This window comes from Bordetella saccharivorans (assembly GCF_045862855.1).
In the GTDB taxonomy this organism is placed as follows: Bacteria; Pseudomonadota; Gammaproteobacteria; order Burkholderiales; family Burkholderiaceae_B; genus Bordetella_A; species Bordetella_A petrii_F.
The window spans coordinates 1,547,993-1,571,245 of the sequence record NZ_BAAFZO010000001.1; the positions used below are offsets into that span (position 1 = coordinate 1,547,993).

At 67.4% G+C, this 23,253-nt stretch carries 21 protein-coding genes; 6 read left to right on the forward strand and 15 right to left on the reverse strand.

Going from position 1 to position 23,253, the window contains the following annotated elements; all coding sequences use genetic code 11:
- Positions 1–2: 2 nt before the first annotated feature.
- On the reverse strand, positions 3–1,004 hold the full coding sequence (locus tag ACKTT0_RS07415) for a tripartite tricarboxylate transporter substrate binding protein (RefSeq protein WP_407849314.1): 1,002 nt from the start codon (positions 1,002–1,004) through the stop codon (positions 3–5).
- Between the two features lie 179 nt (positions 1,005–1,183).
- On the opposite strand from ACKTT0_RS07415, the gene ACKTT0_RS07420 reads away from it, so the two are divergent.
- The gene (locus ACKTT0_RS07420) at positions 1,184–2,101 is read left to right on the forward strand and encodes a LysR family transcriptional regulator (protein WP_407849315.1); all 918 of its coding nucleotides are present in this window, start codon (positions 1,184–1,186) and stop codon (positions 2,099–2,101) included.
- On the opposite strand, the gene ACKTT0_RS07425 is transcribed toward ACKTT0_RS07420, so the two are convergent.
- Positions 2,091–3,533 carry an MmgE/PrpD family protein gene (locus ACKTT0_RS07425; protein WP_407849316.1) on the reverse strand — a complete coding sequence of 481 codons (1,443 nt, stop codon included), beginning with the start codon at positions 3,531–3,533 and terminating at the stop codon, positions 2,091–2,093. The genes ACKTT0_RS07420 and ACKTT0_RS07425 overlap by 11 nt on opposite strands.
- 178 nt (positions 3,534–3,711) lie before the next feature.
- Between ACKTT0_RS07425 and ACKTT0_RS07430 the strand changes: the two genes are divergently transcribed.
- Both ACKTT0_RS07430 and ACKTT0_RS07435 read left to right on the forward strand, forming a co-directional pair.
- Positions 3,712–4,458, forward strand: coding sequence for a sulfite exporter TauE/SafE family protein (locus tag ACKTT0_RS07430; protein ID WP_407849317.1), 747 nt, complete (start codon positions 3,712–3,714; stop codon positions 4,456–4,458).
- A gap of 116 nt (positions 4,459–4,574) precedes the next feature.
- Positions 4,575–5,816 carry an MFS transporter gene (locus ACKTT0_RS07435; protein ID WP_407849318.1) on the forward strand — a complete coding sequence of 414 codons (1,242 nt, stop codon included), beginning with the start codon at positions 4,575–4,577 and terminating at the stop codon, positions 5,814–5,816.
- A gap of 24 nt (positions 5,817–5,840) precedes the next feature.
- On the opposite strand, the gene ACKTT0_RS07440 is transcribed toward ACKTT0_RS07435, so the two are convergent.
- From ACKTT0_RS07440 to ACKTT0_RS07465, 6 genes are all read right to left on the reverse strand, one after another.
- Positions 5,841–7,469 carry an MFS transporter gene (locus tag ACKTT0_RS07440; protein ID WP_407849319.1) on the reverse strand — a complete coding sequence of 543 codons (1,629 nt, stop codon included), beginning with the start codon at positions 7,467–7,469 and terminating at the stop codon, positions 5,841–5,843.
- Positions 7,466–7,909, reverse strand: a complete 444-nt coding sequence (locus tag ACKTT0_RS07445; RefSeq protein WP_407849320.1) for a DoxX family protein — start codon at positions 7,907–7,909, stop codon at positions 7,466–7,468. Before ACKTT0_RS07445 ends, ACKTT0_RS07440 begins: the two co-directional genes overlap by 4 nt.
- 21 nt (positions 7,910–7,930) lie before the next feature.
- Positions 7,931–9,823, reverse strand: a complete 1,893-nt coding sequence (locus tag ACKTT0_RS07450; protein ID WP_407852390.1) for an amidohydrolase — start codon at positions 9,821–9,823, stop codon at positions 7,931–7,933.
- A gap of 113 nt (positions 9,824–9,936) precedes the next feature.
- The gene (locus ACKTT0_RS07455; RefSeq protein WP_407849321.1) at positions 9,937–10,224 is read right to left on the reverse strand and encodes a XapX domain-containing protein; all 288 of its coding nucleotides are present in this window, start codon (positions 10,222–10,224) and stop codon (positions 9,937–9,939) included.
- Between the two features lie 50 nt (positions 10,225–10,274).
- Positions 10,275–10,955: a hydrolase gene (locus ACKTT0_RS07460; protein WP_407849322.1), complete on the reverse strand. Its 681-nt coding sequence runs from the start codon at positions 10,953–10,955 to the stop codon at positions 10,275–10,277.
- 153 nt (positions 10,956–11,108) lie between these two features.
- Complete coding sequence (locus tag ACKTT0_RS07465) at positions 11,109–11,813, reverse strand: pirin family protein (protein ID WP_407849323.1); 705 nt, start codon at positions 11,811–11,813, stop codon at positions 11,109–11,111.
- 243 nt (positions 11,814–12,056) lie between these two features.
- Here ACKTT0_RS07465 and ACKTT0_RS07470 point away from each other — a divergent pair, with 243 nt between their 5' ends.
- The gene (locus ACKTT0_RS07470; RefSeq protein WP_407849324.1) at positions 12,057–12,977 is read left to right on the forward strand and encodes a LysR family transcriptional regulator; all 921 of its coding nucleotides are present in this window, start codon (positions 12,057–12,059) and stop codon (positions 12,975–12,977) included.
- Positions 12,978–12,998: 21 nt separating this feature from the next.
- Here ACKTT0_RS07470 and ACKTT0_RS07475 read toward each other — a convergent pair whose 3' ends face one another.
- Entirely contained in the window at positions 12,999–13,979 is a 981-nt protein-coding gene (locus tag ACKTT0_RS07475; protein WP_407849325.1) for a GlxA family transcriptional regulator, read from the reverse strand.
- Between the two features lie 103 nt (positions 13,980–14,082).
- Here ACKTT0_RS07475 and ACKTT0_RS07480 point away from each other — a divergent pair, with 103 nt between their 5' ends.
- The gene (locus ACKTT0_RS07480) at positions 14,083–14,724 is read left to right on the forward strand and encodes an HD domain-containing protein (protein ID WP_407849326.1); all 642 of its coding nucleotides are present in this window, start codon (positions 14,083–14,085) and stop codon (positions 14,722–14,724) included.
- A 45-nt stretch (positions 14,725–14,769) separates the two neighbouring features.
- Here ACKTT0_RS07480 and ACKTT0_RS07485 read toward each other — a convergent pair whose 3' ends face one another.
- Together ACKTT0_RS07485 and glmS are read right to left on the reverse strand one after the other, a co-directional pair.
- Positions 14,770–15,258 (reverse strand): GNAT family N-acetyltransferase, encoded by a 489-nt coding sequence (locus ACKTT0_RS07485; RefSeq protein ID WP_407849327.1) that lies wholly within the window; start codon positions 15,256–15,258, stop codon positions 14,770–14,772.
- A gap of 44 nt (positions 15,259–15,302) precedes the next feature.
- Entirely contained in the window at positions 15,303–17,135 is a 1,833-nt protein-coding gene (glmS, locus tag ACKTT0_RS07490) for a glutamine--fructose-6-phosphate transaminase (isomerizing) (RefSeq protein ID WP_407849328.1), read from the reverse strand.
- A 149-nt stretch (positions 17,136–17,284) separates the two neighbouring features.
- On the opposite strand from glmS, the gene ACKTT0_RS07495 reads away from it, so the two are divergent.
- Positions 17,285–17,776: an Lrp/AsnC family transcriptional regulator gene (locus ACKTT0_RS07495; RefSeq protein ID WP_407849329.1), complete on the forward strand. Its 492-nt coding sequence runs from the start codon at positions 17,285–17,287 to the stop codon at positions 17,774–17,776.
- Between the two features lie 206 nt (positions 17,777–17,982).
- Here the strand turns inward: ACKTT0_RS07495 and ACKTT0_RS07500 are convergent, their stop codons facing one another.
- The 4 genes from ACKTT0_RS07500 to glmU form a co-directional block, all read right to left on the reverse strand.
- Positions 17,983–19,047 (reverse strand): glycosyltransferase family 4 protein, encoded by a 1,065-nt coding sequence (locus tag ACKTT0_RS07500; protein ID WP_407849330.1) that lies wholly within the window; start codon positions 19,045–19,047, stop codon positions 17,983–17,985.
- The gene (locus ACKTT0_RS07505; protein WP_407849331.1) at positions 19,044–20,366 is read right to left on the reverse strand and encodes a UDP-glucose dehydrogenase family protein; all 1,323 of its coding nucleotides are present in this window, start codon (positions 20,364–20,366) and stop codon (positions 19,044–19,046) included. The genes ACKTT0_RS07500 and ACKTT0_RS07505 overlap by 4 nt, the downstream gene beginning before the upstream one ends.
- A gap of 72 nt (positions 20,367–20,438) precedes the next feature.
- Entirely contained in the window at positions 20,439–21,827 is a 1,389-nt protein-coding gene (locus tag ACKTT0_RS07510) for an MFS transporter (protein WP_407849332.1), read from the reverse strand.
- Positions 21,824–23,194 carry a bifunctional UDP-N-acetylglucosamine diphosphorylase/glucosamine-1-phosphate N-acetyltransferase GlmU gene (gene glmU / locus ACKTT0_RS07515; RefSeq protein WP_407849333.1) on the reverse strand — a complete coding sequence of 457 codons (1,371 nt, stop codon included), beginning with the start codon at positions 23,192–23,194 and terminating at the stop codon, positions 21,824–21,826. Before glmU ends, ACKTT0_RS07510 begins: the two co-directional genes overlap by 4 nt.
- Between the last annotated feature and the right edge of the window lie 59 nt (positions 23,195–23,253).

Here is a 23,253-nt window from a genome sequence, read left to right on the forward strand (position 1 = left end):
GGTCAATCCATTTTGAGGCCGATGTCATTGATGACATCGCGCCACTTGATCACATCGGCACGCACCCGCGCGGCCGCCGACTCGGGGCTGTCCCCCACGACTTCGGCGCCCTGCCCGGCGTAGAGTTTCTTGATGTCGGGCGAGTTCAACGCCCGTGCCACGTCGGCGTTGAGCTTGGCGACCACGGCCTGGGGCGTGCCGGCTGGCACGAACAGGCCATACCAGGTGTCGGCCTCGTAGCCCTTCAGGCCGCTTTCGTCCAGGGTGGGCAGATCGCGCACCGACGAAGGCCGCTTCGCGCTGGTGGTGGCCAGGCCGCGCAACTGGCCGGACTCCAGATATGGCAGCGCCACCGGCGCGTTGAGCATCATTGCCTGTACCCGGCCCGCGATCAGATCCGTGACCGCGGGGCCGGTGCCCTTGTAGGGCACGTGGGTGATCTTCACATCGGTCATGCGCTTGAGGATTTCCATGGCCAGGTGCGGCGGCGTGCCGTTGCCCGATGATGAGAAGTTCAACTGCCCAGGCTTGGCGCGGGCGTAGTCCAGGAACTCCTGCACCGTCTTCACCGGCATGGCCGACGGCACCGCCAGGATGTTGGGGGTACTGACCAGCATCGTGACCGCGGCGAAGTCGCGCACCGCGTCGTAGCCGGCCGACTTGTACAAGCTCTGGTTGGCTGCGAGCGTGATGACCGGGGTGAACAGCAAGGTGTAGCCGTCGGGCGCGGATTTCGCCGTGGCCGCGGCACCGACGTTGCCGCCCGCGCCGCCGCGGTTCTCGATCACCACCGGCTGGCTCCAGTACTCGCTCAACCGCTGCGCCAGGGGCCGCGCCAGGATGTCGGTGCCGCCGCCCGGCGGAAACGGCACGATCAGCTTGACGGGACGGCCGGGAAAGGACCCGTCGGGCTGTCCCGCCGCCTGGGCGGCGGCGCCGGCCAGGAACAGCGAGGCCAGGGCGGCAAGGGTTCGCCTCGTCCAGGCCGGGCGGGCAGCAGCCATGGGTCCGGATGCGCGCATTGTTGTCTCCCGATTTGCACCGTGCCTGCGGTACATGTTGGTTATGTAGTTGATGCAGGCAGTCTAATTACGCTATAAAAATAGATAAATGACTCGAAATTCAAAATACTAGTGAATCAGTTTCACTAAACTGGTTCGCGACCATAATCCGGAGACTTGGCGTGGAAAATCTCAACGCCCTGCGCGTGTTCGTCCGCGTAGCGGAAACGCGCAGCTTCACCCAGGCCGCCAAGCGGCTGGGGCTGACATCCTCGGCCGTCAGCAAGGCCATCACCCGGCTCGAACAGGAACTCAACGTACGGCTGCTGCACCGCACGACCCGTTCGGTGGGCTTGACCAACGACGGCGCCAGCTTTTTCGAGCACTGCCTGCAAATCCTCGGACAGATCGAGGACGCCGAGAATCTGCTGGGCCAGGCCACCTCCAGCCCGCACGGCAGGCTGCGCGTGCACCTGCCGGTGGGTTTCGGGCGGCGCGTCATCATGCCGATGCTGCCCCGCTTCCTGAAGCAGCACCCCGACCTCGTGCTGGATGCCGAACTGAGCGACCGCAACGTGGACCTGGCCTACGAAGGCATCGACGTCGCCGTGCAAATCGGCGAACTGGCCGATGCCCGGCTGATTGCCCGCAAGCTTTGCCACCTGCGATTCATGGCCTGCGCCTCGCCGGAGTATCTGGCACAGCACGGCGAGCCTCGCACGCCCGAGGAGCTGGACCAGCACCATTGCATGGCATACGTGCTGATGCACACCGGCCGTTACCGGGACTGGCCGTTCAGCAAGGACGGCATGCCGTGTCCCAAGACCGTGTCGGGCCAGCTCAATGTCAACAATGCCGAGTCGTTGCTCGAGGCAGCGTCGTCCGGCCTGGGCATCGCCATGATCAGCAATTTCATCGCGGCCGACGCCATCCGCGCCGGGCGGCTGCGCCCGATCTTGACCGATTACGTCGGCGAAGGCCCGCCGGTGTCAGTGGTGTACCTGCCCAGCCGGAACCTTTCACCCAAGGTCCGCACTTTCGTGAATTTCCTGCTGGAAGAAATCTCCGGCAATCCCGACTGGGACAAGATCATGCCGTGACGGGCGCGCCGGCGGTGTCATGCACGCGCGCCCCCGCCAGCAAGCCGGCCAGGCGGCTGGCCGAATCGGCGCGGAACAAATCGCGCGCGGCTTCCAGCACGCTGGCGGCCGCTTCGGCGCCCACGGCGGCCGACGCCAGCGACATGAACTTGCCGTCGATCTCGCCACGCGACATGGGGTTTTCCGGCATGCCGCGCGAATAATCGACCCGGCGGGTCAGCGTCTGGCCCTGCCTGGTGACCAGCGTGACCCTGCCGCCGTAGATCTCTGGATAGGCGCGGTCGATTTCCGGATCGATCTCGATCTCCACGCGCCGGGACAAGGCCACCACCCGCGGCTCGACGATGCGCCGGGGGGTGAATTGCTCCAGGTAGGCCTGGCCGTCGAACATGGCGACGGCGATGTTGTAGCGCAGGCTCATCTGGGCGTTCAGCACGGAATCGGCCCGGTATTCGAAGCCCGTCTGCGTGTCGACCACGCTGGCCACGCCGGCCACCACGCGCTCGACATCGGCTGGCTCGAGCCTGTTGTCGCGCATCAGGTCCAGCACCGCGTCGACACAGGCATGGTTGCTGCCGCAGCAGGCGTGCGGCTTGAAGCAGGTTTCGTCGGAATGCCAGCGGCGACCCAGGCCTTCGACCAGCATGGCCGGACGCGGCGTGTCGGACATGCCGAACAACAGTCCGCCGTCCTCGGCTTCCAGGATATAGCGCGGGCCGACGAAACCGCGCTGCGCCAGTAGCGCGGCCATCAAGCCCGCCTGCGCCGATCGGCCGGGGTGCATGCGCTTGCTCATTCCGCCGTCGGCGGTGAAGGCCCACGTGCCGGCAGACTGCGTGCCGGCAAGGCCCAGCGCGCTGGCGGTGGTGCTGGCGTCGAGCCCGAGCATCACGCATGCGGCGGCCGCCGCCGCGAAGGTGCCCGCGGTGCCGGTCAGGTGCCAACCGCGCATGCGCGTCCGGCTCGGATTGCATGCCTGGCTGACACGGTTCATCGCCTCGTAGCCGGCCGCCATGCCCGCCAGCACCAGGTCGCCGCCAGCATTCTGGCGTTCGGCCAGCGCCAGCACGACGGGTACGACCAGCGCGCCCGGATGGATCTTGGCACGGCTATGGTCGTCGAAGTCGAAGCTGTGGATGGCGGTGCCGCCGGCCAGCACGGCGTTGACCGCGCTGACGCGCGCGTCGCCACCCCAGAGGGCGGCCTCGGCCGGGCCTTGCTGCTCGCGGGCGAATTCCGCCATGATGCGGCCCCATGGAGTGGTCAGCCCGTAGAGGCCGCAACCCAGTGCGTCCACCAGGGCATGACCCAGAATTTCCCGGGTTTTGCCGGGAATGTCGCCGGGCTTGATCCCCGCGATGAAAGCCGCCAGTTCCTGAGTCACGCCGCGATGCTCGCGCGCCAGCCTCTTCCAGGTCTCCAGGTCGTCCACCTTCGCTGCTCCTTGCTGAAACCTGCAGGCGTGCCCGCCCGCCTCCGGTCCTAACGGATCGATGATAGAAGTGATGCGCGTGGTTATCTATCGGCGCCGAGTCAGATCAGTTATGAACGACATTCACCAGTGCTCCGGTCGAAGCACGCTACACTGCCGTCCGTTTGCCGAGAGCATCATGCCCTTCGTTCCCGCCGAGATCACGCCCGTCTTCGCCGCCGTTCTGGTGGCCGCCAGTTTTCTCACCTCCGGGCTGACCGCCGCCATGGGCCTGGGCGGGGGCGTGGCCATGCTGGCGGTGCTGAGCCTGGGTTTGCCGGTGACCAGCGTGCTGCCGGTGCATGGCGTAGTGCAGATGGGTTCGAACAGCGGGCGCGTCATCATCCAGCGCCGCCACCTGGTGGCCCCGGTGCTGCTGTGGTTCGCGCTGGGCAGCCTGGCCGGCATCGCGCTGGGCGCCTCCGTGGTCATCAGCATCCCCGACATGCTGGCCAAGGTGGCGCTGGCGCTGTTCATCCTGTGGTCGGTGTACCGCAAGAAGCCCAGCGCGACGGCCCGCCGCCACGGCAAGGCCTATTTCGTGCTGGGCGGAGCGCTATCCAGTTTTTGCACCATGCTGGTGGGTGCCACCGGGCCGTTGGTGGCCGCGCTGCTGGCCCGCACCGGCCTGATCAAGCAGCCGCTGGTGGCAACGCACGCGGCCTGCATGGTGATCCAGCACGGCATGAAGATCCTGGTCTTCGGCACGCTGGGTTTCGCGTACGCGCAGTGGGCCCCGCTGATCGCGGCAATGATCGCCAGCGGCGTGGCCGGCACCTGGATGGGTACCCGCACGCTGGACAACCTGCCCGAGGCGACCTTCCGCCTGGGCTTCAAAATCGTGATGACCCTGACCAGCATGTACATGATCTGGCAAGCCTTCTGACGTACGGCGCCGCGGCCCCGCGCGCCGCGGGGGTATCATGAATAGAAAGACCAGGCTTGGCAGGGCGAGCGGCCTGGCGCTTCCCCCATCCCCACAAGAACGACGCAAGAGACGCAATGACCCGCGCTGCACCCGCTTGGCTGATGCCTGTCGTGGCTATCTTCACCCTGCAGACCACTTCGTCGTTCCTGAGTCGGCTCATTCCCATCGTCGCCCCGGCCATGTCCGCCGAATTCGGCTGGAGCGGCAGTTCCATCGGCTACCTGACGGCCAGCAACTCCCTGGGCGGGCTCGCCATCCTGGTGGCGGGCTCGGCCCTGCTCAAGCAGATAGGCGGCATGCGCACGCTGCAGCTCACGCTGTTCCTGGGCGCCCTCTGCATGGCGCTGCTGTTGTACCCGAGCGTCGGCATCGCCCTGACGGCATGCTTCATCATGGGCCTGAGCAACGGCGCCGCCAACCCGGCCGGCAGCGAAGTGCTGCAACGCTTCTCGCCGCCGGGCAAGCGCAACCTGATGTTCTCGATCAAGCAGGCCGGGGTTCCCGTGGGCGGCGTCGTGGCGGGGCTGCTGGTGCCCGTGGTGGTGGCGCTGGCCGGCTGGCGCATGGCGCTGCTGGTCTGTGCGCTGGTAGTGCTGCTGCCCACCCTGCTTACCTGGCGGCTGAGCGCGGGCCTCGATGAAACGCCCGCGAAAAAGCGCCGCGCCCTGCATATGCCGACGCTGCAATCGCTGCGCACGCTCAGCGTGCCGCTGGCGGCCCTGGGGCACAACCGCGGCCTGCTGAAGATGTCGGTCGTGGGCAGCCTGTTCGCGGTCTCGCAAAGCTGCTGGTTCACGTTCACCGTCATCTACCTGATAGACGGGCTGGGCTTCTCCCTGGGACTGGCCGGCGCGGTGTTCGCCGTGATGCAGGCGGGCGGCGTGATCGGCCGCATCGCGCTGGGCTGGCTATCCGACTATCTGCGCTCGGCCACCGCCACCTTGTCGATCGCGGCGGTCTTCTCCGCAGCGACGACCGCGCTACTGGGGCTGACCAGCCCGCAATGGCCGCTCTGGGCCGTCGTCGCGCTGGCGTTTGTGGCGGGCTGCTCGGCGGCAAGCTGGAATGGCGTGCAAATCGCCGAAGTGGCGCGGCGCTCGCCCTCGCACCTCATCGCCGAAACGGCGGCCGGCTCCAGCATACTGGTCAACCTGACCAACATGGTCGCGCCCACGGCCTTCGCGGCATTTGTGGCGGCCGGCGGCGGATACACCTATGCCTTCATCTGCGCGGGGGCCTGCTCGCTGCTGGTGCTGGCGTGCCTGCCGCGGGACCGGCAGGACGGCGGAACCGCGCAAGGCGGCCCCGACCGCTGAGCCGGCGCGGATCCGGCAGCGGTGCTAGCGGGTCCCCGCCTTGTTGGCGGGCGCCACGGCCAGCAAGTGCCTGACCACCGGCCGCGCCTCGCCGCGATGGAAGCGCAGCACTTCGGCCTGGATATCCGCATCGGCCCGGGATACCCGATGGTGCTGGCGCAGGTGCTCGGCCCAGGATTCGACCTGGAACCATTCGAGCATGACCTGGGGATCGCCCGCGTCTTCCGTGATGCCCCAGTTGTAGGCGCCGTCACGCCGCCGCTCGGCCGATAGCCTGGTCAATGCCTGCAGGAAGCCGGTGCGGTCTTCGGGCGCGATGCGGTATTCAATCAGGATCATCACCGGCCCGCGATCATGCTCGATCGGCGCGACGGTCAGGGGCTCGGGCCAGTGATTGGACGGCACCAGGTCGGCATCCCCGCGCGGCAGCTTGACCCGGTGCGCGGCAAGCCCGACGACAACCAACCCGGCCGCGCCGGCCACCAGGGTCATCGGCACGCCCAGGCCTTCCGCGATGGCGCCCCAGCCCAGGCTGCCCGCCGTCATGGCGCCGTTGAACACCGTCAGGTAGACAGCCAGCGAGCGCCCCCGCACCCAGTTGGGCAGGATGGCCTGCGCCACGCCGTTGAGCGTGGTCAGCGCGGTAATCCAGGCCGCGCCCAGCACCAGCAGGGCAACGACGGCCGCCCACTGCGGCGGGGCGATGGACAGGAAAGCCATCACGGCGGCCGTCACCAGCGCGGCTCCCAGCAACAGGCCGTCGGCGCTGCAGCGGTCGCGCAACTTGGGCATGACGATGGCGCCGACGATCGCGCCGGCTCCCACCGCGCCCAGCAGAATGCCGTAGAAACCGGCGCCGCCACCCAGCAGAGCGCGCGCAACCAGCGGCAGCAGGGCCCAGACCGAACTGGCCAGCGCAAAGAACAGGAAAGCCCGCAACAGCACCACATGCAGTTCGCGGCTGGCGCGCGCGTAGCGCAAGCCGGCGCGAAAGGCGCCCGCGAAACGCTCGGATAGCTCATCCTGCGCGACCGCCGGCCGACGCCACCACAACAGCGCGGCCACCACGAACACGTAGCTGATGACATCGACGCCGTACGTGAACGCCGCGCCCAGCCCGGCCAGTATCACCCCGCCCAGCGCGGGGCCGACGGCGCGCGCGATATTGATGCCCAGCGAATTGAGCGCCACCGCGCTCTTGAGGTCCTGCTTGCCGACCAGCTCGGGCACGATCGCCTGCCAGGTCGGCCCCATCAGCGCCGCGCCGATGCCGCCCAGGAACGTCAGCGCGACCAGCGAAGTGACTGATTGCAGGCCGAGCGCCGACAACAGCATCAAGGCAATGCTGGTGCCGGCCAGCAATAACTGGATGCCGATCAGGAACTTGCGTCGGTCGAGAATATCGGAAAGCACGCCAGCGGGGATGGCCAGCAGGAAAACCGGCAGCGTCGCGGCCGCCTGCACCAGGGCGACAGCGGCCGGCGAAGGCGACAGGTCGGTCATGAGCCAGGCGCTGGCCACATCGCGCACGAAGCTACCCGTGTTGCCGATGATGGTGGCCACCCACAGGACGGCGAAGACCGTCTGGCGCAGCGGCGCGAAGCCGCCCGCAGCGGCAGGCGGGGACGAGGGCGGAGGCGTGTCGGGCGTCATGCTGCGTGTTCCTTATTCAAGTCGAGCCAGGCAACCAGCAGGAAGCCGCCCGCCAGCCCGATGTGCTCGAAGAACGAATTGGCCGCCCCGAAACGCGCCGGGCCGGCAGGCAGCTCCCAGAAGCGCAGCGCCAGGCCCGTGGCCAGCAGGGTGAAGCCCGCCAGCCCCAGTGCGCCGAGCCAGCGCCACCAGCCCGTGAGGATCATGGCGGATGCCGCCAGCTCGAGCCCGATGACCAGCACCGCGAACAGCGGCGCCGGCGCCAGGCCGAAGTGCGCCATTTCCCCCACGGCGCCAGAGAAATCCACGAGCTTGACCAGGCCGCCCTGCAGGTAGGCGGCGCACAGGCCGAGATATGCGACGAAGCGCGCCGCGCCGCCGCCCAGGATGGGCCGGGCGTAACCGGCCAGCCGGCGCTCGAACGGGATGAATCCGGACATGGCGACCTCCGCCGTCCGCCGTCACACGGCCCAGCAGGAACATCCCAGGGCCCCGAAGAACCCCTGGAGATCCGACACCGGAGCCTTCGCGCCCCAGGCACGCGCATGGTCGTGGCCATGCAGCCCGCAGGCGCTGGCGCAGCCGCACGACGCCATGGCCTGGTAGCGTGGATACAGTGAATTCCTGCCGGCACCATCCGGTTCGCCCCACGCCCCATAGCCCTTGAACAAGCGCGTGGGCGACCAGTCCGGCATGGCCGGCGGCAAGGGGTTGTCGTCCAGCGCGGCGAAGTCGCCTTCGCCATAAACCACGCGCCCGCCCACCACGGTCAGGTGCGAGGTCAGGAACGAGATCTCGTCCTCGGGCACGCTGAAATAGTCTTTGCTGGGCACGATCAGGTCGGCGAAGTGGCCAACCGAGATGCGGCCGCGCTTGCCTTCCTCGTTGGAGAACCAGGCCACGTTCTCGGTCCACATGCGCAGCGCTGTCTCGCGATCGAGCAGGTTGCGCTGGGGATAGAGCTGCAGCCCACCCAGCGTCTTGCCGGTAACCATCCACGACAGCGACACCCATGGGTTGTACGACGCGACCCGCGTGGCATCGGTGCCGGCCGAGACCTTGACACCCTTATCCAGGATGCGCCTGATGGGAGGCGTGGCCTCGGCAGCCCGCGCGCCATAGCGTTCGACGAAGTATTCGCCCTGGTACGCCATGCGATGCTGCACGGCGATGCCGCCACCCAGCGCGGCGATGCGGTCGATGGACTCGTCCGAGATCGTCTCGGCGTGGTCGAAGAACCAGTTGATGCCGGCCAGCGGCGTGTCCTGGTGGACCTTCTCGAACACGTCGAGCGCGCGCGAGATGGTTTCATCGTAAGTGGCGTGCAGGCGCCAGGGCCATTTGTTCTGCACCAGCACGCGCACCACTTCCTCGAGCTCGCGTTCCATCTGCGGTGGCATCTCCGGGCGTTCGACGCGGAAGTCCTCGAAGTCGGCCGCCGAATACACCAGCATCTCGCCGGCACCATTGTGGCGGAAGTAATCGTCGCCCTGCTTGTACTTGACTGAAGACGTCCACTTGAGAAAGTCCTCTTTTTCCTGCTTGGGCTTCTGGGTGAACAGGTTGTAGGCCAGCCGCACGGTGATCTGGCCATCGTCGGCCAGCTTCTGGATCACCTCGTAATCTTCGGGATAGTTCTGGAAACCGCCGCCGGCATCGATCACGCCCGTCACGCCCAGGCGGTTCAGTTCGCGCATGAAATGACGCGTGGAGTTGACCTGGTAGTCCAGCGGCAGCTTCGGCCCCTTGGCCAGCGTCGCGTAGAGAATGGTCGCGTTGGGCCTGGCCAGCAGCAGGCCGGTGGGGTTGCCATTGGCATCGCGCACGATCTGGCCTCCCGGCGGCTCGGGCGTGTCCCTGGTGTATCCCACCGCGCGCAGGGCCGCGCCATTGAGCAGCGCCCGGTCGTACAGATGCAGCAAGAACACCGGCGTGTCGGGCGCGATGGCGTTGATCTCGTCGAGGCTGGGCAAGCGCTTCTCGGCGAACTGGTGTTCGGTGAAGCCGCCCACCACGCGCACCCACTGCGGCGCCGGCGTGATCTCGACCTGGCGTTTGAGCATGTCCAGCGCGTCGGCCAGCAAGCGCACGCCATCCCAGCGCAGCTCCATGTTGTAGTTAAGGCCGCCGCGCACCACGTGGGTATGGTTGTCGAACAAGCCCGGCAGCACGTGCCGCCGCCTGAGGTCGACGATCCGGGTCTGCGGGCCCGCCAGGGGCATGACGTCCGCATCGCCGCCAACGGCGACAAAGCGGCCGGACTTGACCGCCACCGCGCTGGCCACCGGCCGGGCGCGATCCAGCGTGGTGATCTGGCCGTTGTGGAAGATGATGTCGGGACTCGAATCGGACACGGTAGATGCTCCTTTTCTGATGGCCTCGGCGGCCGCGGCGCGGCCTAGCGCGCCGCTGACAGCCAGCGCGGATGCCAGCGTGGTGGCGGCGCCCAGGATACTGCGGCGGGATGTCATGCGCCGGTCTCCCGGGACGAATCGCGAGCGGCCGTCCGGGCCACCATGTGCCGGCCAGGCAGCTGGCCCAGCACGTGGCTGGTGGCCTGCGCCTTGTCGCATGCGGCGCTGAAGGCGGCGCCGCTCAACAGCTGTTTGCCCACCGGCAGCACCTGCTCGCCCACCAGGATGCCGAGCAGCCCGACCAGCGCCACCAGCGGCGGCGCCGGCGAGCGTACATTCAGCACGCTATAGACGATTCCGACCAGCAGGCCGGCGCCGAGAGACAGAATATAGAGTTTCATGCTTCACCTCGCTTTCCGACGGCACCGTGCCCGGGCCGGAGTGTCCGGGGCTATTGGGCCGGATTGGGGCCGATGCGCTCGCCGTGCCGCACGCGCTCGGGAGCCTTATGAACCATGGTGTAGGCATAATCCACGCCCATGCCATAGGCGCCGGAATGCTCCTTGACGATCTCCATTACAGCATCGTAAGTCTCGCGGCGCGCCCAGTCGCGCTGCCATTCCAACAACACCTGCTGCCAGGTCACCGGCACCGCGCCGGCCTGGACCATGCGATCGATCGCATACTTGTGCGCGTCCATCGACGTTCCGCCCGAGGCATCGGTGACCATATAAATTTCATAGTCGCCTTCCAGCATCGCGGACAGCGCGAATGTGGTGTTGCAGACTTCCGTCCACAGGCCCGAGACGACGACCTTCTTGCGGCCGTTGGCAGCCAGCGCGTCACGCACGTTCTGGTCATCCCAGGAGTTCATCGACGTGCGCTCCAGGATCTTGTGTCCGGGGAACACTGCCAGCAACTCGGGATACGTAGGGCCCGAGAAGCTGTCGGTCTCTACGGTAGTGATGGTGGTCGGGATATTGAACACCTTGGCCGCCTTGGCCAGGCCGGCGACATTGTTCTTCAGCGCCTGGCGGTCGATCGACTGCACCCCGAAGGCCATCTGCGGCTGCTGGTCGATGAAAATGATCTGGCTGTTCTGCGGGGTCAGTACTTCAAGATAGTTGGACATGGCAAGACTCCTTACATTGATCCTTGGATGGCATGTGCTGCGGCGTGCCGTGCGGCTGCCCGGTACGCGATCCCGCCCCGGCGGCGCGGCGCCGGGGCGACGGGCAACGCGGGGATGTCGCAGCCGGACTCCCCGCGCGATCGGCCGCCCTGCTCAGGCTGCGGCATCGACCAGAATCAACTCGGCGTCCTGGCTCGCGGTGACGCGGATGACGTCCTCGTCGTGGATCGCCGCGCCGTCGCGCGCCTCTAGCGTCACGCCGCCCACTTCGACCTTGCCGCTGGCCGGCACCAGGTAGCCGTACCGCCCGCCGCCGGCGAAGCGGTATTCGGCGGTTTCCCCGGCCTTGAGCGTCGCGCCCAGCACGCGCGCATCCGTGCGGATGGGCAGGGCCTCGTCATCGCCGTCCAGCCCGCTGGCCAGCGCCACGAACTGGCCCGCGCGCCCGCTCTTGGGAAAGGGCTTGGTGCCCCAGGACGGCGGCTGGCCCTTGCGATTGGGAAAGATCCAGATCTGGAAGATCCGGGTGACCCCCGGTTCCAGGTTGTATTCAGAATGGCGGATACCGGTGCCGGCGCTCATCACCTGCACGTCGCCGGCCGCGGTGCGCCCCGTGTTGCCCAGGCTGTCCTGGTGGGTGATGGCGCCCTCGCGCACATAGGTGATGATTTCCATGTCCGCGTGCGGATGCGGCGGAAAGCCGGCGCCGGGCTGGACAGTGTCGTCATTCCAGACCCGCAGCGCGCCCCAGTGCATGCGCGCGGGATCGTGGTATTCCGCAAAGGAAAAGTGATGCTTCGCATCCAGCCAGCCGTGGTGCGCGCCACCCAGGCGGTCGAAGGGGCGACGTTCGATCATGACAGGCCTCCTCCACAACGGTTTTCCGATGCACGCAGTGTAGGAGCCCTGCCACCCGAAAAGAATCGCGATAAAAGAATTTCATCCTTTCCATAATTGCGATGGACAAGACTGCGCCGCCGTGGCTCCAGATAGAAACCAGGACTGTTTCAGGCTGCTGTTACGAACTCATGAGATAGCTGTCATGGTTTTCCAATATGCAAAAATCGGAATCTATTCAGCAAAACCAATTCCAAGACAGCCATGAAGAAACTACCCGACCTGGAAGCTTGGGCCATCTTTGCCAAGGTGGCCGAAACCGGCTCCTTTGCCCGCGCCGCCGCGGAGTTCTCGCTATCGCAGGCCACCGTCTCCAAGGCCATCTCCCGCCTGGAAGCACGCATGAAAACCATGCTGTTCCACCGCACGTCGCGCCGCATGACGCTGACCGAAAGCGGGCTGAGCGCCCTGGAGCATGCCACCCGCATCCTGGAGGAAGGCGAAGCGGTCGAGGCGGGCCTGGCGGAGCAGTCGGCCAGCCTGCGCGGCCCTGTCCGGGTCGCCGCGCCCATGTCGTTCGGGCTGTCGCACCTGGCGCCGGCGCTGCCGCCTTTCATGGATGCTCATCCAGACATCAGCCTGGATATCGAATTCAGCGACGAGCTGGTCGACCTGGTCGCCAACCGCTTCGATCTGGCGCTGCGCATTTCCACCCTGGCCGACTCCAGCCTGCTGGCCCGGCGCCTGTGCACCGTGCGCATCCTGCTGGTCGGCGCGCCCGCCTACTTCGAGCGCCACGGGCGGCCCCGACATCCGCGCGAGCTGGCCGAGCATCGCGCCCTGCAATATGCCTATTCCCGCCACGGCCCGAGCTGGCGGTTCCGCCACTTGCGGCATGGCGAATTCACGCAGTCGATGGAAGCCGCGCTGCGCGTCAACAACGCCGAGGCGCTCGGCCACGCCCTGCTGGCCGGGCTGGGGCTGGCGCTGCAGCCGGAATTCCTGGCCTGGCCGGACATCCAGGCGGGCCGGCTGGAAACCGTGATGGAGGACTGGCAGGTCGAACCCATCGCCCTGCATATCCTGACGCCGCCGGGACGCAGGCGGCCGGCCCGGGTGCAGGCCTTCATCGACTACTTGGCCGGACGCTTCAGTAACCAGCCCTGGGCGGCAAACGCGGAATAGCGCGGCGTCCGCCCTACCTCGTTAGCGGCGCTCCGCATCATCGGTGTTTCCGGCATGATGCCGCCGATACACGGCCGGCGACACACTCACATGCCGCACGAACGCGCGGCGCAGCGTATCGACATTGGCAAAGCCGCAGCGCGCCGCCACCTGCTTGGGCGTCATGGCCCCCGACTCGAGCCATTCGCGCGCGGCGCCGACGCGCATGGCCTCCACCCATGCCGCTGGCGTCACGCCAACCTCGGCATGAAACAGGCGCGCAAAATGGCGCGCGCTCAACCCCGCGTGTCCGGCCAGCGCCTCCACTGACAAGTCGTGTTCCGGGTGCGCCGCCGCCCAGCGCTGCACATCCTGCAGCGCCGACCGTCCGACCGGCCCCGCCTGCCCCTTGCGGCTGAACTGCAGTTGGCCGCCGGGGCGCTTGAAATACATCACCAATTGCGACGCCACGTCGGCCGCCAGTTCGCGCCCCAGGTCTTCTTCCACCAGCGACAGGGCCAGGTCCAGCCCGGCCGTCACGCCGGCCGCGGTCCGCACCTTGCCGTCGCGCACCAGCAGCGCGTCGTCCTCGACCGTGATGCGCGGATAAGCCCGGCACAACTCGTGGGCGGCGTTCCAGTGGGTGGTCGCCCGGCGGCCGTCCAGCAGGCCGGCAGCGGCCAGCGCGAAGGCCCCGGTGCAGACGGAGCCGTAGCGCCGGGCCCCACGGGCGGTGGCGCGGATCCATTGCAGCACTGCGCTGCCGAACACGGTGCGGGCGGCGTTCGGCGTACCCGCGACCAACAAAGTGTTCACCCGGGGCGGCGGTTGCGCGACCGTTGAATCCGGCAACAGGCACAGCCCGGATGAGCTGCGGACCGGCCCGGGCTCGCAGGCCACGACATGCAGCGAATAGAACGCCCGCCCCAGTTCAGCATTGGCCTGCGCGAAGACATCCAGCGGACCCGATACGTCGAGCATCTGCACACCCGGCAAGGCCAACACGGCAATGGTTTTGGTCATGGCTGAGAATCGCGTGATTTGGCAGAAAATAACGTAATACGCTTATTGAAGACATTCTAGCGCGAGCAGACAATGAAGACACGTTTCCCACAGGACTCACGCCATGAATTTCTCCATCGACGGCATCCAGATCCCCGACAGCCAACTGGCGCGCGAAATCACCGAGCTGGTGCGCGATACCGAATCGCCGTTGCTGTTCCATCATTCCAGCCGCGTCTACTATTTCGGCGCGCTGGCCGGCAAGCGGCGCGGCCTGAAGTTCGACCCCGAACTGCTGTACTGCGGCTGCATGTTTCACGACATGGGCCTCACGCACCAGCACTGCAGCGGCTGCTGCCGCTTTGAAGTGGACGGCGCCAACGCGGCGCGCGATTTTCTGCAAAGCCGGGGAATTTCCCAGCAGGACATCGACCTGGTCTGGACGGCGATCGCGTTGCACACCACCCCGGGCATCCCGGAATTCATGCACCCGGTCGTGGCGCTGGTCACCGCGGGCGTGGAAATGGACGTGCTGGGCCTGAGCTATGCCGAATACAGCGATGCCCAGCGCCAGGCCGTGGTGGCCGCGCATCCGCGCGGGCCGCAATTCAAGGAGGACATCATCCAGGCCTTCTACGACGGCATCAAGCACAAGCCGCACACCACCTTTGGCAATGTGAAGGCCGACGTCATCGCCGACAAGGAGCCAGGTTTCGTTGCCGCCAACTTCTGCAGCGTGATCCGCAACTCGGGCTGGGCGGGCTGAACCGCCCACGGCGATGGCGGCGCGATACGGCGACGAGTACTGGGCCTACGGGCCCAGGGCCCAGAACTCTTGTTCGAATGTCTGCCCGAACGCCTCTTGCCCCGGCACGACCTTCATCGCGCGAAACCCCAGGCGCCGGTACAGCGCCCTGGCATCCACCAGGCAGCTGTAGGTTTCAAGCTGCACTTGCCTCGACCCATGCGCGCGCGCATGATCGAGGGCGGCCTGCATCATGGCACGCCCGATACCCCGGCCCCGGAACTGCGGCAAGACCAGGACAAAATTGAGGAACGCCACGCCGCCGGGCCGTTCGGAAACGGCAATCGACGCCGCGCGCTGGCCTGCCACCCACCCGACCCAGACACCATTGAATGGCCCGGACCGCTGGAGAAACGCCTGCATTTTGTCGGCGATGCTGTCGCGAAAGCGCCCGTCGAAACCGAACTCCGCCGCGTAGACATCTCCATGCGCGGCGATGATCCATTCGTGATCGCCTGGCTGGGCCAGGCGTATCGTCAGTTCGCCGGTTGTCATGCGTATCCGTTCCGGCCGGCTCAACCCGCCCGCGGCCCCGCGACTTACTCCACCGTCACGCTCTTGGCGAGGTTGCGCGGCTTGTCCACGTCCGTGCCACGCGCGCATGCCGTGTGGTACGACAGCAGCTGCAGCGGCACCGTATGCAGGATCGGCGACAAGGCGCCGTAGTGCTCGGGCATGCGGATCACGTGCATGCCGTCGCTGCTCGTAATACGGCTGTCGCCGTCGGCGAACACATACAGCTCGCCGCCGCGGGCGCGCACTTCCTGCATGTTCGATTTCAGCTTTTCCAGCAGGGCGTCGTTGGGCGCGATGGTGACCACGGGCATTTGCTCGGTGACGAGCGCCAGCGGCCCGTGCTTGAGCTCGCCGGCGGGATAGGCCTCGGCGTGGATGTAGCTGATCTCCTTCAGCTTCAGCGCGCCTTCCAGGGCGATGGGATAGTGCATGCCGCGCCCCAGGAACAGGGCGTTTTCCTTGCTGGCGAAACGATCCGCCCAGGCCATGATCTGCGGCTCCAGCGCCAGCACCGAGCCGATGGCCGCGGGCAGGTGGCGCAGGTCCTTCAGGTGCTGGGCTTCCTGCTCGGCGCTGAGGTGGCCGCGCGTCTGGGCCAGCGCCAGCGTCAACAGGAACAGCGCCGTCAGCTGGGTGGTGAAGGCCTTGGTCGAGGCCACGCCGATCTCGACGCCGGCGCGGGTGATATACGACAGCTTGCACTCGCGCACCATCGCGCTGGTGGCCACGTTGCAGATGGTCAGCGTGTGCTCCATGCCGAGCGAACGCGCGTGCTTGAGCGCGGCCAGGGTGTCGGCGGTCTCGCCCGATTGCGAGATGGTGACCACCAGGCTGCGCGGGTTCGGCACGCTGTCGCGATAGCGATATTCGCTGGCGATCTCGACCGCCACGGGAATCTTGGCGATGGATTCGATCCAGTACTTGGCGGTCAGGCCGGCGTAGTAGCTGGTGCCGCATGCCAGGATCAGCAGCGAGTCGATGTCCTTGAAGGTCTTGTAGGCTTCGTCGCCGAACAGCTCGGGCGTCACGGATTCGATGTCCTGCAAGGTATCGCCGACCGCGCGCGGCTGCTCGAAGATTTCCTTCTGCATGTAGTGGCGGTACGGACCCAGTTCAGCCGCGCCGGTGTGCACTTGCACGGTGTTGACCTTGCGTTCGACCGGCTTGCCTTCCATGTCGGTGATCCACACGCGCGACAGTTGCAGGTCGACCACATCGCCGTCTTCCAGGTAGATGATCTGGTCGGTGGTACCGGCCAGGGCCAGGGCGTCGGAAGCGAGGAAGTTCTCGTTCTGGCCCACGCCCACCACCAGGGGCGAACCCTGGCGCGCGCCCACCACGCGGTGCGGCTCGTCACGGCAGAACACGGCGATGGCGTACGCCCCATGCAGGCGGCGCACTGCCTGTTGCACGGCCTCGAACAGGTCGCCGTTGTACAGGTGGTTGACCAGGTGCGCGATGACTTCGGTGTCGGTCTGACTTTCGAAGACGTAGCCGGCGGCCTGCAGCTCGGCACGCAGCTCGTCGTGGTTCTCGATGATGCCGTTGTGCACCAGCGCGATGCGCGGCTCGTCCTTGCCCAGGTGCGAGAAATGCGGGTGGGCGTTATGGGTGGCCGGCACGCCGTGGGTAGCCCAGCGAGTATGGGCGATGCCGGTGAATCCGGCCAGCTTGTCCTGGGCGACCTGGTCGGCCAGCTCGGACACGCGCTGCGTGCTGCGCGTGCGGCGCAGGTGGCCGTCGATGTACAGCGCCACGCCGCACGAGTCGTAGCCGCGGTATTCCAGCCGCTTCAGGCCTTCGACCAGGATCGGGGTGATGTCGCGCTGGGCGACGGCGCCAACAATGCCGCACATAGGGGAATCTCCGTGAATTTGCGTATCGGCGCATTGTGCGCTTCCCCGCCTGAAATTTGATTTCTTTCTTTTCTCTTATATGAAAGCTGATTTTCTTACAGAAAAGTGATTAAATATTATTTCTCACTCATCAGTTTAATGAAATATAAATGCAAGAAACACCTGCCAACCCTATCGAACTGGACGACCTGGACCGCCGCATCCTGGATCAACTGCAGCGCGACTGCGCGCTGACCAACCAGGAGCTGGCCACGCGCGTGCACGCCTCGCCCCCGACCTGCCTGCGGCGGGTGCGGCGCCTGGTGGAAACGGGCGTGATCGACCGGCAGGTGGCGATCCTGGCGCCGGAAAAACTCGGCAGCACGCTGACCGCGATCGTGGAAATCACCCTGGATGTGCAGGCGGCCGAGAGCCTGGACGCCTTCGAGCGCAGCCTGGTGGACGAGCCGGCCGTGCTGCAGTGCTATCGCGTGTCGCCGGGGCCGGATTTCGTGGTGGTGGCGCAGGTGCGCGACATGCCGGCCTACCATGCGCTGGTGCACCGGGCCTTCACGGCGCAGGCGAATGTGCGCAATGTGCGGACGTTTTTCTCGGTGCACCGGTCCAAGTTCGAGACGCGCATCGACGTATCGGCGGAGTAGGCGCCGCAAGGCGCTCGCCGTCGCAGGTGTTCGTCGCAGGTGTTCGTCGCAGGTGTTCGTCGCAGGTGTTCGTCGCAGGTGTTCGTCGCAGGTGTCAGACACCCCCCGAGACAACGGCTGCCATGCAACGGGCATCGCAAGGGGTGTCTGACACCTCCCCCACAGGCGCCTGACAGCTCTGCCCTGTGGCGCCCGCCGGTGCAGGCCTAGCCCCGCCGCGCCAGCAACTGCTCGAACTGCGCCAGGTAGCGGCGGCCCATTTCGGTGACGTCGTGCTCGGTGCGCACGTACTCGTAGGCGCGCTGCGTGCAGTCGGCGCGGAACGCGGCGTCGTCCAGGCAGCGCGCCATGCCCTGGGCCAGGGCATGCGCGTCGCCGGTGGGGCACAGCACGCCGCGGCCGTCGGCCACGCTTTCCTTCAAACCGCCGGCGTCGGTCGACACGACCGGCACGCGCTGCAGGAAGGCGTCCAGCACGCTGCTGCCCAGGGCCTCTTCCTGGGAGCTCATGACGAAGACATCGAAGATGCTGTAGAAATCCTCGACGCCCTTGCGAAAGCCGGCGAACAGGTAGACGTCCTGCAGGCCCAGCCGCTGGACCTCTGCGCGTGATTCGGCTTCGCGGTCGCCGCCGGCGCCGAAGTGCACGAAGACGAAGTCGTCGCGCGTGCGGGCCAGCTCGCCCACGGCGCGGATCAGCGTCAACGGATCCTTGTCGCGGATCAGCGCGGCGGAGGTGGCCAGCACCTTGCGGCCGCACAGGCCCAGCTCGTCGACCAGGCGGTCGACGTTGCCGCGGTCGATGAGGTGCGGCTCGACGGCGCTGCGGATGATGACAGGCTGCAGCCCCAGCCGGCGCGGTTCGGCCGCCGCCATCTCGCTGATGGCGACGAAGCAGTCGACGTGGCGCCATTTGGCGCCGGTTTTCCATTCCTCGTTCGGCTCGACCACGAACGACGTGCGGCGCGAAAACACTACCGGACGGCGATGCAGCGCCTTGGTCAGCACGGCCCAGGTGACAGTGTTGGCGGTCTGCGCATGGATGATGTCGTAGCCGCGCCCGGCGCACGCCAGGAAGGCCAGCTGGGCCGGCACATTGCGCACGCCGTGGGCGATGAAGCCCTCCTGGCCGGCGCGCGCCTGCAGCGGGCCGCCGGCGCGGCACAGCAGTTCGACCTCGTGCCCCGCCGCGCGGAAGGCGCGCATGCAGTACAGCGTCTGGCGCTCGCCGCCGCGCCAGCCTTTCTCGAAGTTGAGCTGCAGGATCCTCATGACCGCCCGATGCCCTGGTACTCGAAGCCCTGGGCGCGCATGTCGGCGGGCGCGTAAAGATTGCGGCCGTCGATCACCAGCGGTGCCTTGAGCAGGGCGCGCACGCGCTCCAGGTCGGGCGCGCGGAACACTTTCCATTCGGTGGCGATGAGCAGGCCGTCCGCGCCATCCAGCGCCTGGTACATGTCGTCGGCGAACTCGACCGCCGCATTGCCCGCCAGCAATTGACGGGCATGGGGCATCGCGATGGGGTCGTAGGCGCGCACCCGCGCGCCGCGCCGGGTCAGCTCGGCGATGGCGGCCAGGCTGGGCGCCTCGCGCATATCGTCGGTATTGGGCTTGAAGGCCAGGCCCCACAAGGCGAACGTGCGGCCGGACAAGTCCTCGCCGTAGCGCGCCACCACTTTCTGCGACAGGCGCAGCTTCTGCGCGTCGTTGGCGGCCTCGGCGGCCGCGACCACGCGCATCGGCAGGCCATGCTCCGCGGCGGTGCGCGCCAGCGCCTGCACGTCCTTGGGGAAGCACGAGCCGCCGTAGCCCACCCCGGGGTACAGGAAGTGGTAGCCGATGCGCGGGTCGGCGCCGATGCCGCGCCGCACTTGTTCGATGTCGGCGCCCAGGGCTTCGGCCAGGTTGGCCATCTCGTTCATGAACGAGATGCGGGTGGCCAGCATGGCGTTGGCCGCGTATTTGGTGAGCTCGGCCGAGCGCACGTCCATGACCATCAGGCGCTCATGGGTGCGCTGGAAGGGCGCGTAGATGCGGCGCATCACATCGACGGCGTAGTCGTCGTCGGCGCCCACGATGATGCGGTCGGGGCTCATGAAGTCCTTGATGGCCGCGCCTTCCTTCAGGAACTCGGGATTGGAGGCCACACTGAAGGGGACGTCCACGCCGCGCCCCGCCAGCACCTCGGCGATGGCCTGGCGGACTTTGTCGGCGGTGCCGACGGGCACGGTGGATTTGTCGACCACGACCTTGCGGGTCGTCATGTGGCGCGCGATATTGCGGGCCGCGGCCAGCACGTGCTGCAGGTCGGCCGAACCGTCCTCGCCGGGCGGCGTGCCCACGGCGATGAATTGCACGTCGCCGAAGGCCACGCTGGCGGCGACATCGGTGGTGAATCGCAGGCGGCCGGCCTGGGCATTGCGCTTGACCAGCTCTTCCAGGCCGGGCTCGTAGATGGGAATGCCGCCCTGCTGCAGGGTCTGGATCTTGGCTTGGTCGACATCCAGGCACATGACCTCGTTGCCCATGTCGGCCAGGCAGGCGCCCGAGACCAGCCCAACGTAGCCCGTGCCGATTACCGTGATTTTCATGCGCAATGCCTATAGGGGTCGGTTGAGGCAAATTATAGAGGGACACCGCGCCGGGGCCGGCGCGCATTCCCGCTATGGCGTCTTCAGCTTGTTGACCCGCACCGCGTTCACGCCGACCGCCAGGGCGGCGCACAAGGTGGCCAGCAGCAGCGCGACCGTCGGCCCGCGCGCGCCGCCGACGGCGAAGGCAATGGCCACCAGGGCGGTGCCGAAGCTTTGGCCGAACACCCGCGTCGTGGCTTGCAACCCCCCGGCGGCGCCGCTGCGCTGGCGCGGCGCGGAGGACAACATGGCGCGGTTGTTGGGCGTCTGGAAAAAGCCGAAGCCCATGCCGACCACGAACATCGCGGCCATGATCCACGGATTGCTGGCGCTCAGCGGCAGCAGGGCCAGCGCGGCCAGGCCGGCAACCATGACCGCAGCGCCGACGCCGCTGAGCGTGGCGGCCGAGTAGCGGTCGGACATGCGGCCGGCCAGCGGCGCCACGATGGCGGTGCCCACCGGCCAGGCGCCCATCAGCATGCCGACCTCCAGGTAAGGACGCCCCAGCACCTGCTGGAAATAGAACGGCAGGGACACGTACGAAGCCATCTGCGCCGCGAAGGTGCATGCCGAGGCGGCCACCGCGAACGCCAGCGGCCGGATGCGCAGCAGATCCACCGGCACCAGCGGGGCCGGCTGGTTGCCGGCGCGCCGCACCAGCAGCCAGCCGGCCACCGTGGCGAAGACGATCATGGCCACGCCCTGCCAGGCGCTCTGCCCCAGCGTGTCGACACCCGAGATGAAGATGCCCAGTGTCAGCATGCACAGCAGGGCGCTCAGCCAGTCCAGCCGCACATTGTTGCGCGGCACTTCGGGCAGGTGCCGCAGGCCCAGCATCACGCCTGCACAGACGGGCAGGTTGATGGCGAAGATCCAGCGCCAGTGCGCGAGCTCGAGAATGATCGAGCCGAGGGTGGGCCCCAGCACCGACATGACCGCCACGGTAGTGGCATTCAGGCTGATGCCGCGGCCCAGCATACGCAGCGGGTAGATATTGCGCACCAGCCCGCCGAACATGCACATCAGCGACGCCGCGCCGACGCCTTGCACCACGCGCGCCAGCGTCAGCTGCCACAGCGCGGTGGACAGGGCGCCGCACAGCGAGGCCGTCGCGAACAGGCCCAGGCCGATGGTGAACATGCGGCGAAAGCCGATGCGCTCGGCCAGCGCCGACAAGGGCAGCAGCAGCACCACGACCGCCAGGTTATAGGCGTTGACGATCCACACGGCCTGGGACGGCTGCGCGTTCAAGTCGGCGGCGATGGTCGGCAGCGCCACGTTGGCGATGGTGGTATCCAGCACCGACATGCTGATGCCGGTGAGGACGGTGGCGGCCGCCCAGTAGCGCCGGGGGGCGGGCAGGCCGTCGGGCAGGGCCGGACGGCCGGGAGAGGCCGGATTGGGCCGCTCGGCGCTCACGATTTTTTCTGGGGGCGCTGCCAGCCGTCCACGGTGGTCTGGCGGCTGCGCGAGACCGTGAGCTGCCCGGCCGGCGCGTCGCGCGTCAGGGTGGTGCCCGCCCCCAGCGTCGCACCCTTGCCCACCCGCACCGGCGCCACCAGTTGCGTGTCCGAGCCGATGAAGGCGTCGTCCTCGATGACAGTGCGATGCTTGTTGGCGCCATCGTAGTTGCAGGTGATGGTGCCGGCGCCCACGTTCACCCGGGCGCCGATGTCGGCATCGCCGATATACGCCAGGTGGTTGGCCTTGCTGTCGGCGTCGAGCACGCTGTTCTTGATTTCCACGAAGTTGCCGACATGGCTGCGATCGCCCAGGCGGGCGCCGGGCCGCAGCCGGGCGTACGGGCCGATGCGGGCATCGCGGCCGATGGCGGCCTGCTGCACGTGGCTGAAGGCGTCGATCTGCGTGCCCGCGCCCACTGAAACGTCGCGCAGCACGCAATGCGGGCCGACGCGCACGCCGTCGGCCAGCTCGACCTTGCCTTCGAAGACGCAGCCCACGTCGATGAATACGTCGCGACCGCAGACCAGCGTGCCACGCACGTCGAAGCGTTCCGGATCGGCCAGCGTCACGCCCGCTTCCAGCAGGCGGCGCGCCTGCTCGCGCTGCCAGCGCCGTTCCAGCTCGGCCTGCTGCACGCGGCTGTTCACGCCCAGCGTTTCCCAGCCGGCGGCCGGCTGGGCGGCGCCCACGGGCACGCCGTCCGCCACCGCCAGGCCGACCACGTCGGTCAGGTAGTACTCGCCCTGCGCATTGTTGTTGTCGATGCGGCCCAGCCAGTCTTTCAGCCTGGCGGTCGGCGCGACCAGGATGCCGGTATTGACTTCGCGGATGGCGCGTTCGGCTTCGCTGGCGTCCTTGTGTTCGACGATGCGGACCACCTGGCCCTGCTCGTCGCGCACGATGCGGCCATAGCCCGTGGCGTCGTCCAGGATTTCAGTCAGCACGGCCATGCCCTGGCCGCGCGCTTCGAGCAGGCGCCGCAGCGTGTCGGCCTGCACCAGCGGCACATCGCCATACAGCACCAGCGTCACGTCGTCCTTGCCATCTTCCTGCAGCAGCGGCACGGCCTGCTGTACGGCATGGCCGGTGCCATGCTGGGGTTGCTGCAAGGCGAAGCTCAGGCCGGCGCGGCCCTCGTAGGCGCCGCGCACACGGTCGGCGCCATGGCCCACCACGACGATGATGCGGCCCGGCTCGAGCTGGCTGGCGCTATCGACCACATGCTCCAGCATGGGCTTGCCCGCCAGGGAGTGCAGCACTTTGGGAAGGTCGGACTGCATGCGCTTGCCCAGTCCGGCGGCGAGAATGACGACATTTAGCATAGGGATTCGGAAATGGCGTGAAGCGACAGGCGGCTGCCTGCCGCATGATGATTGAAGCG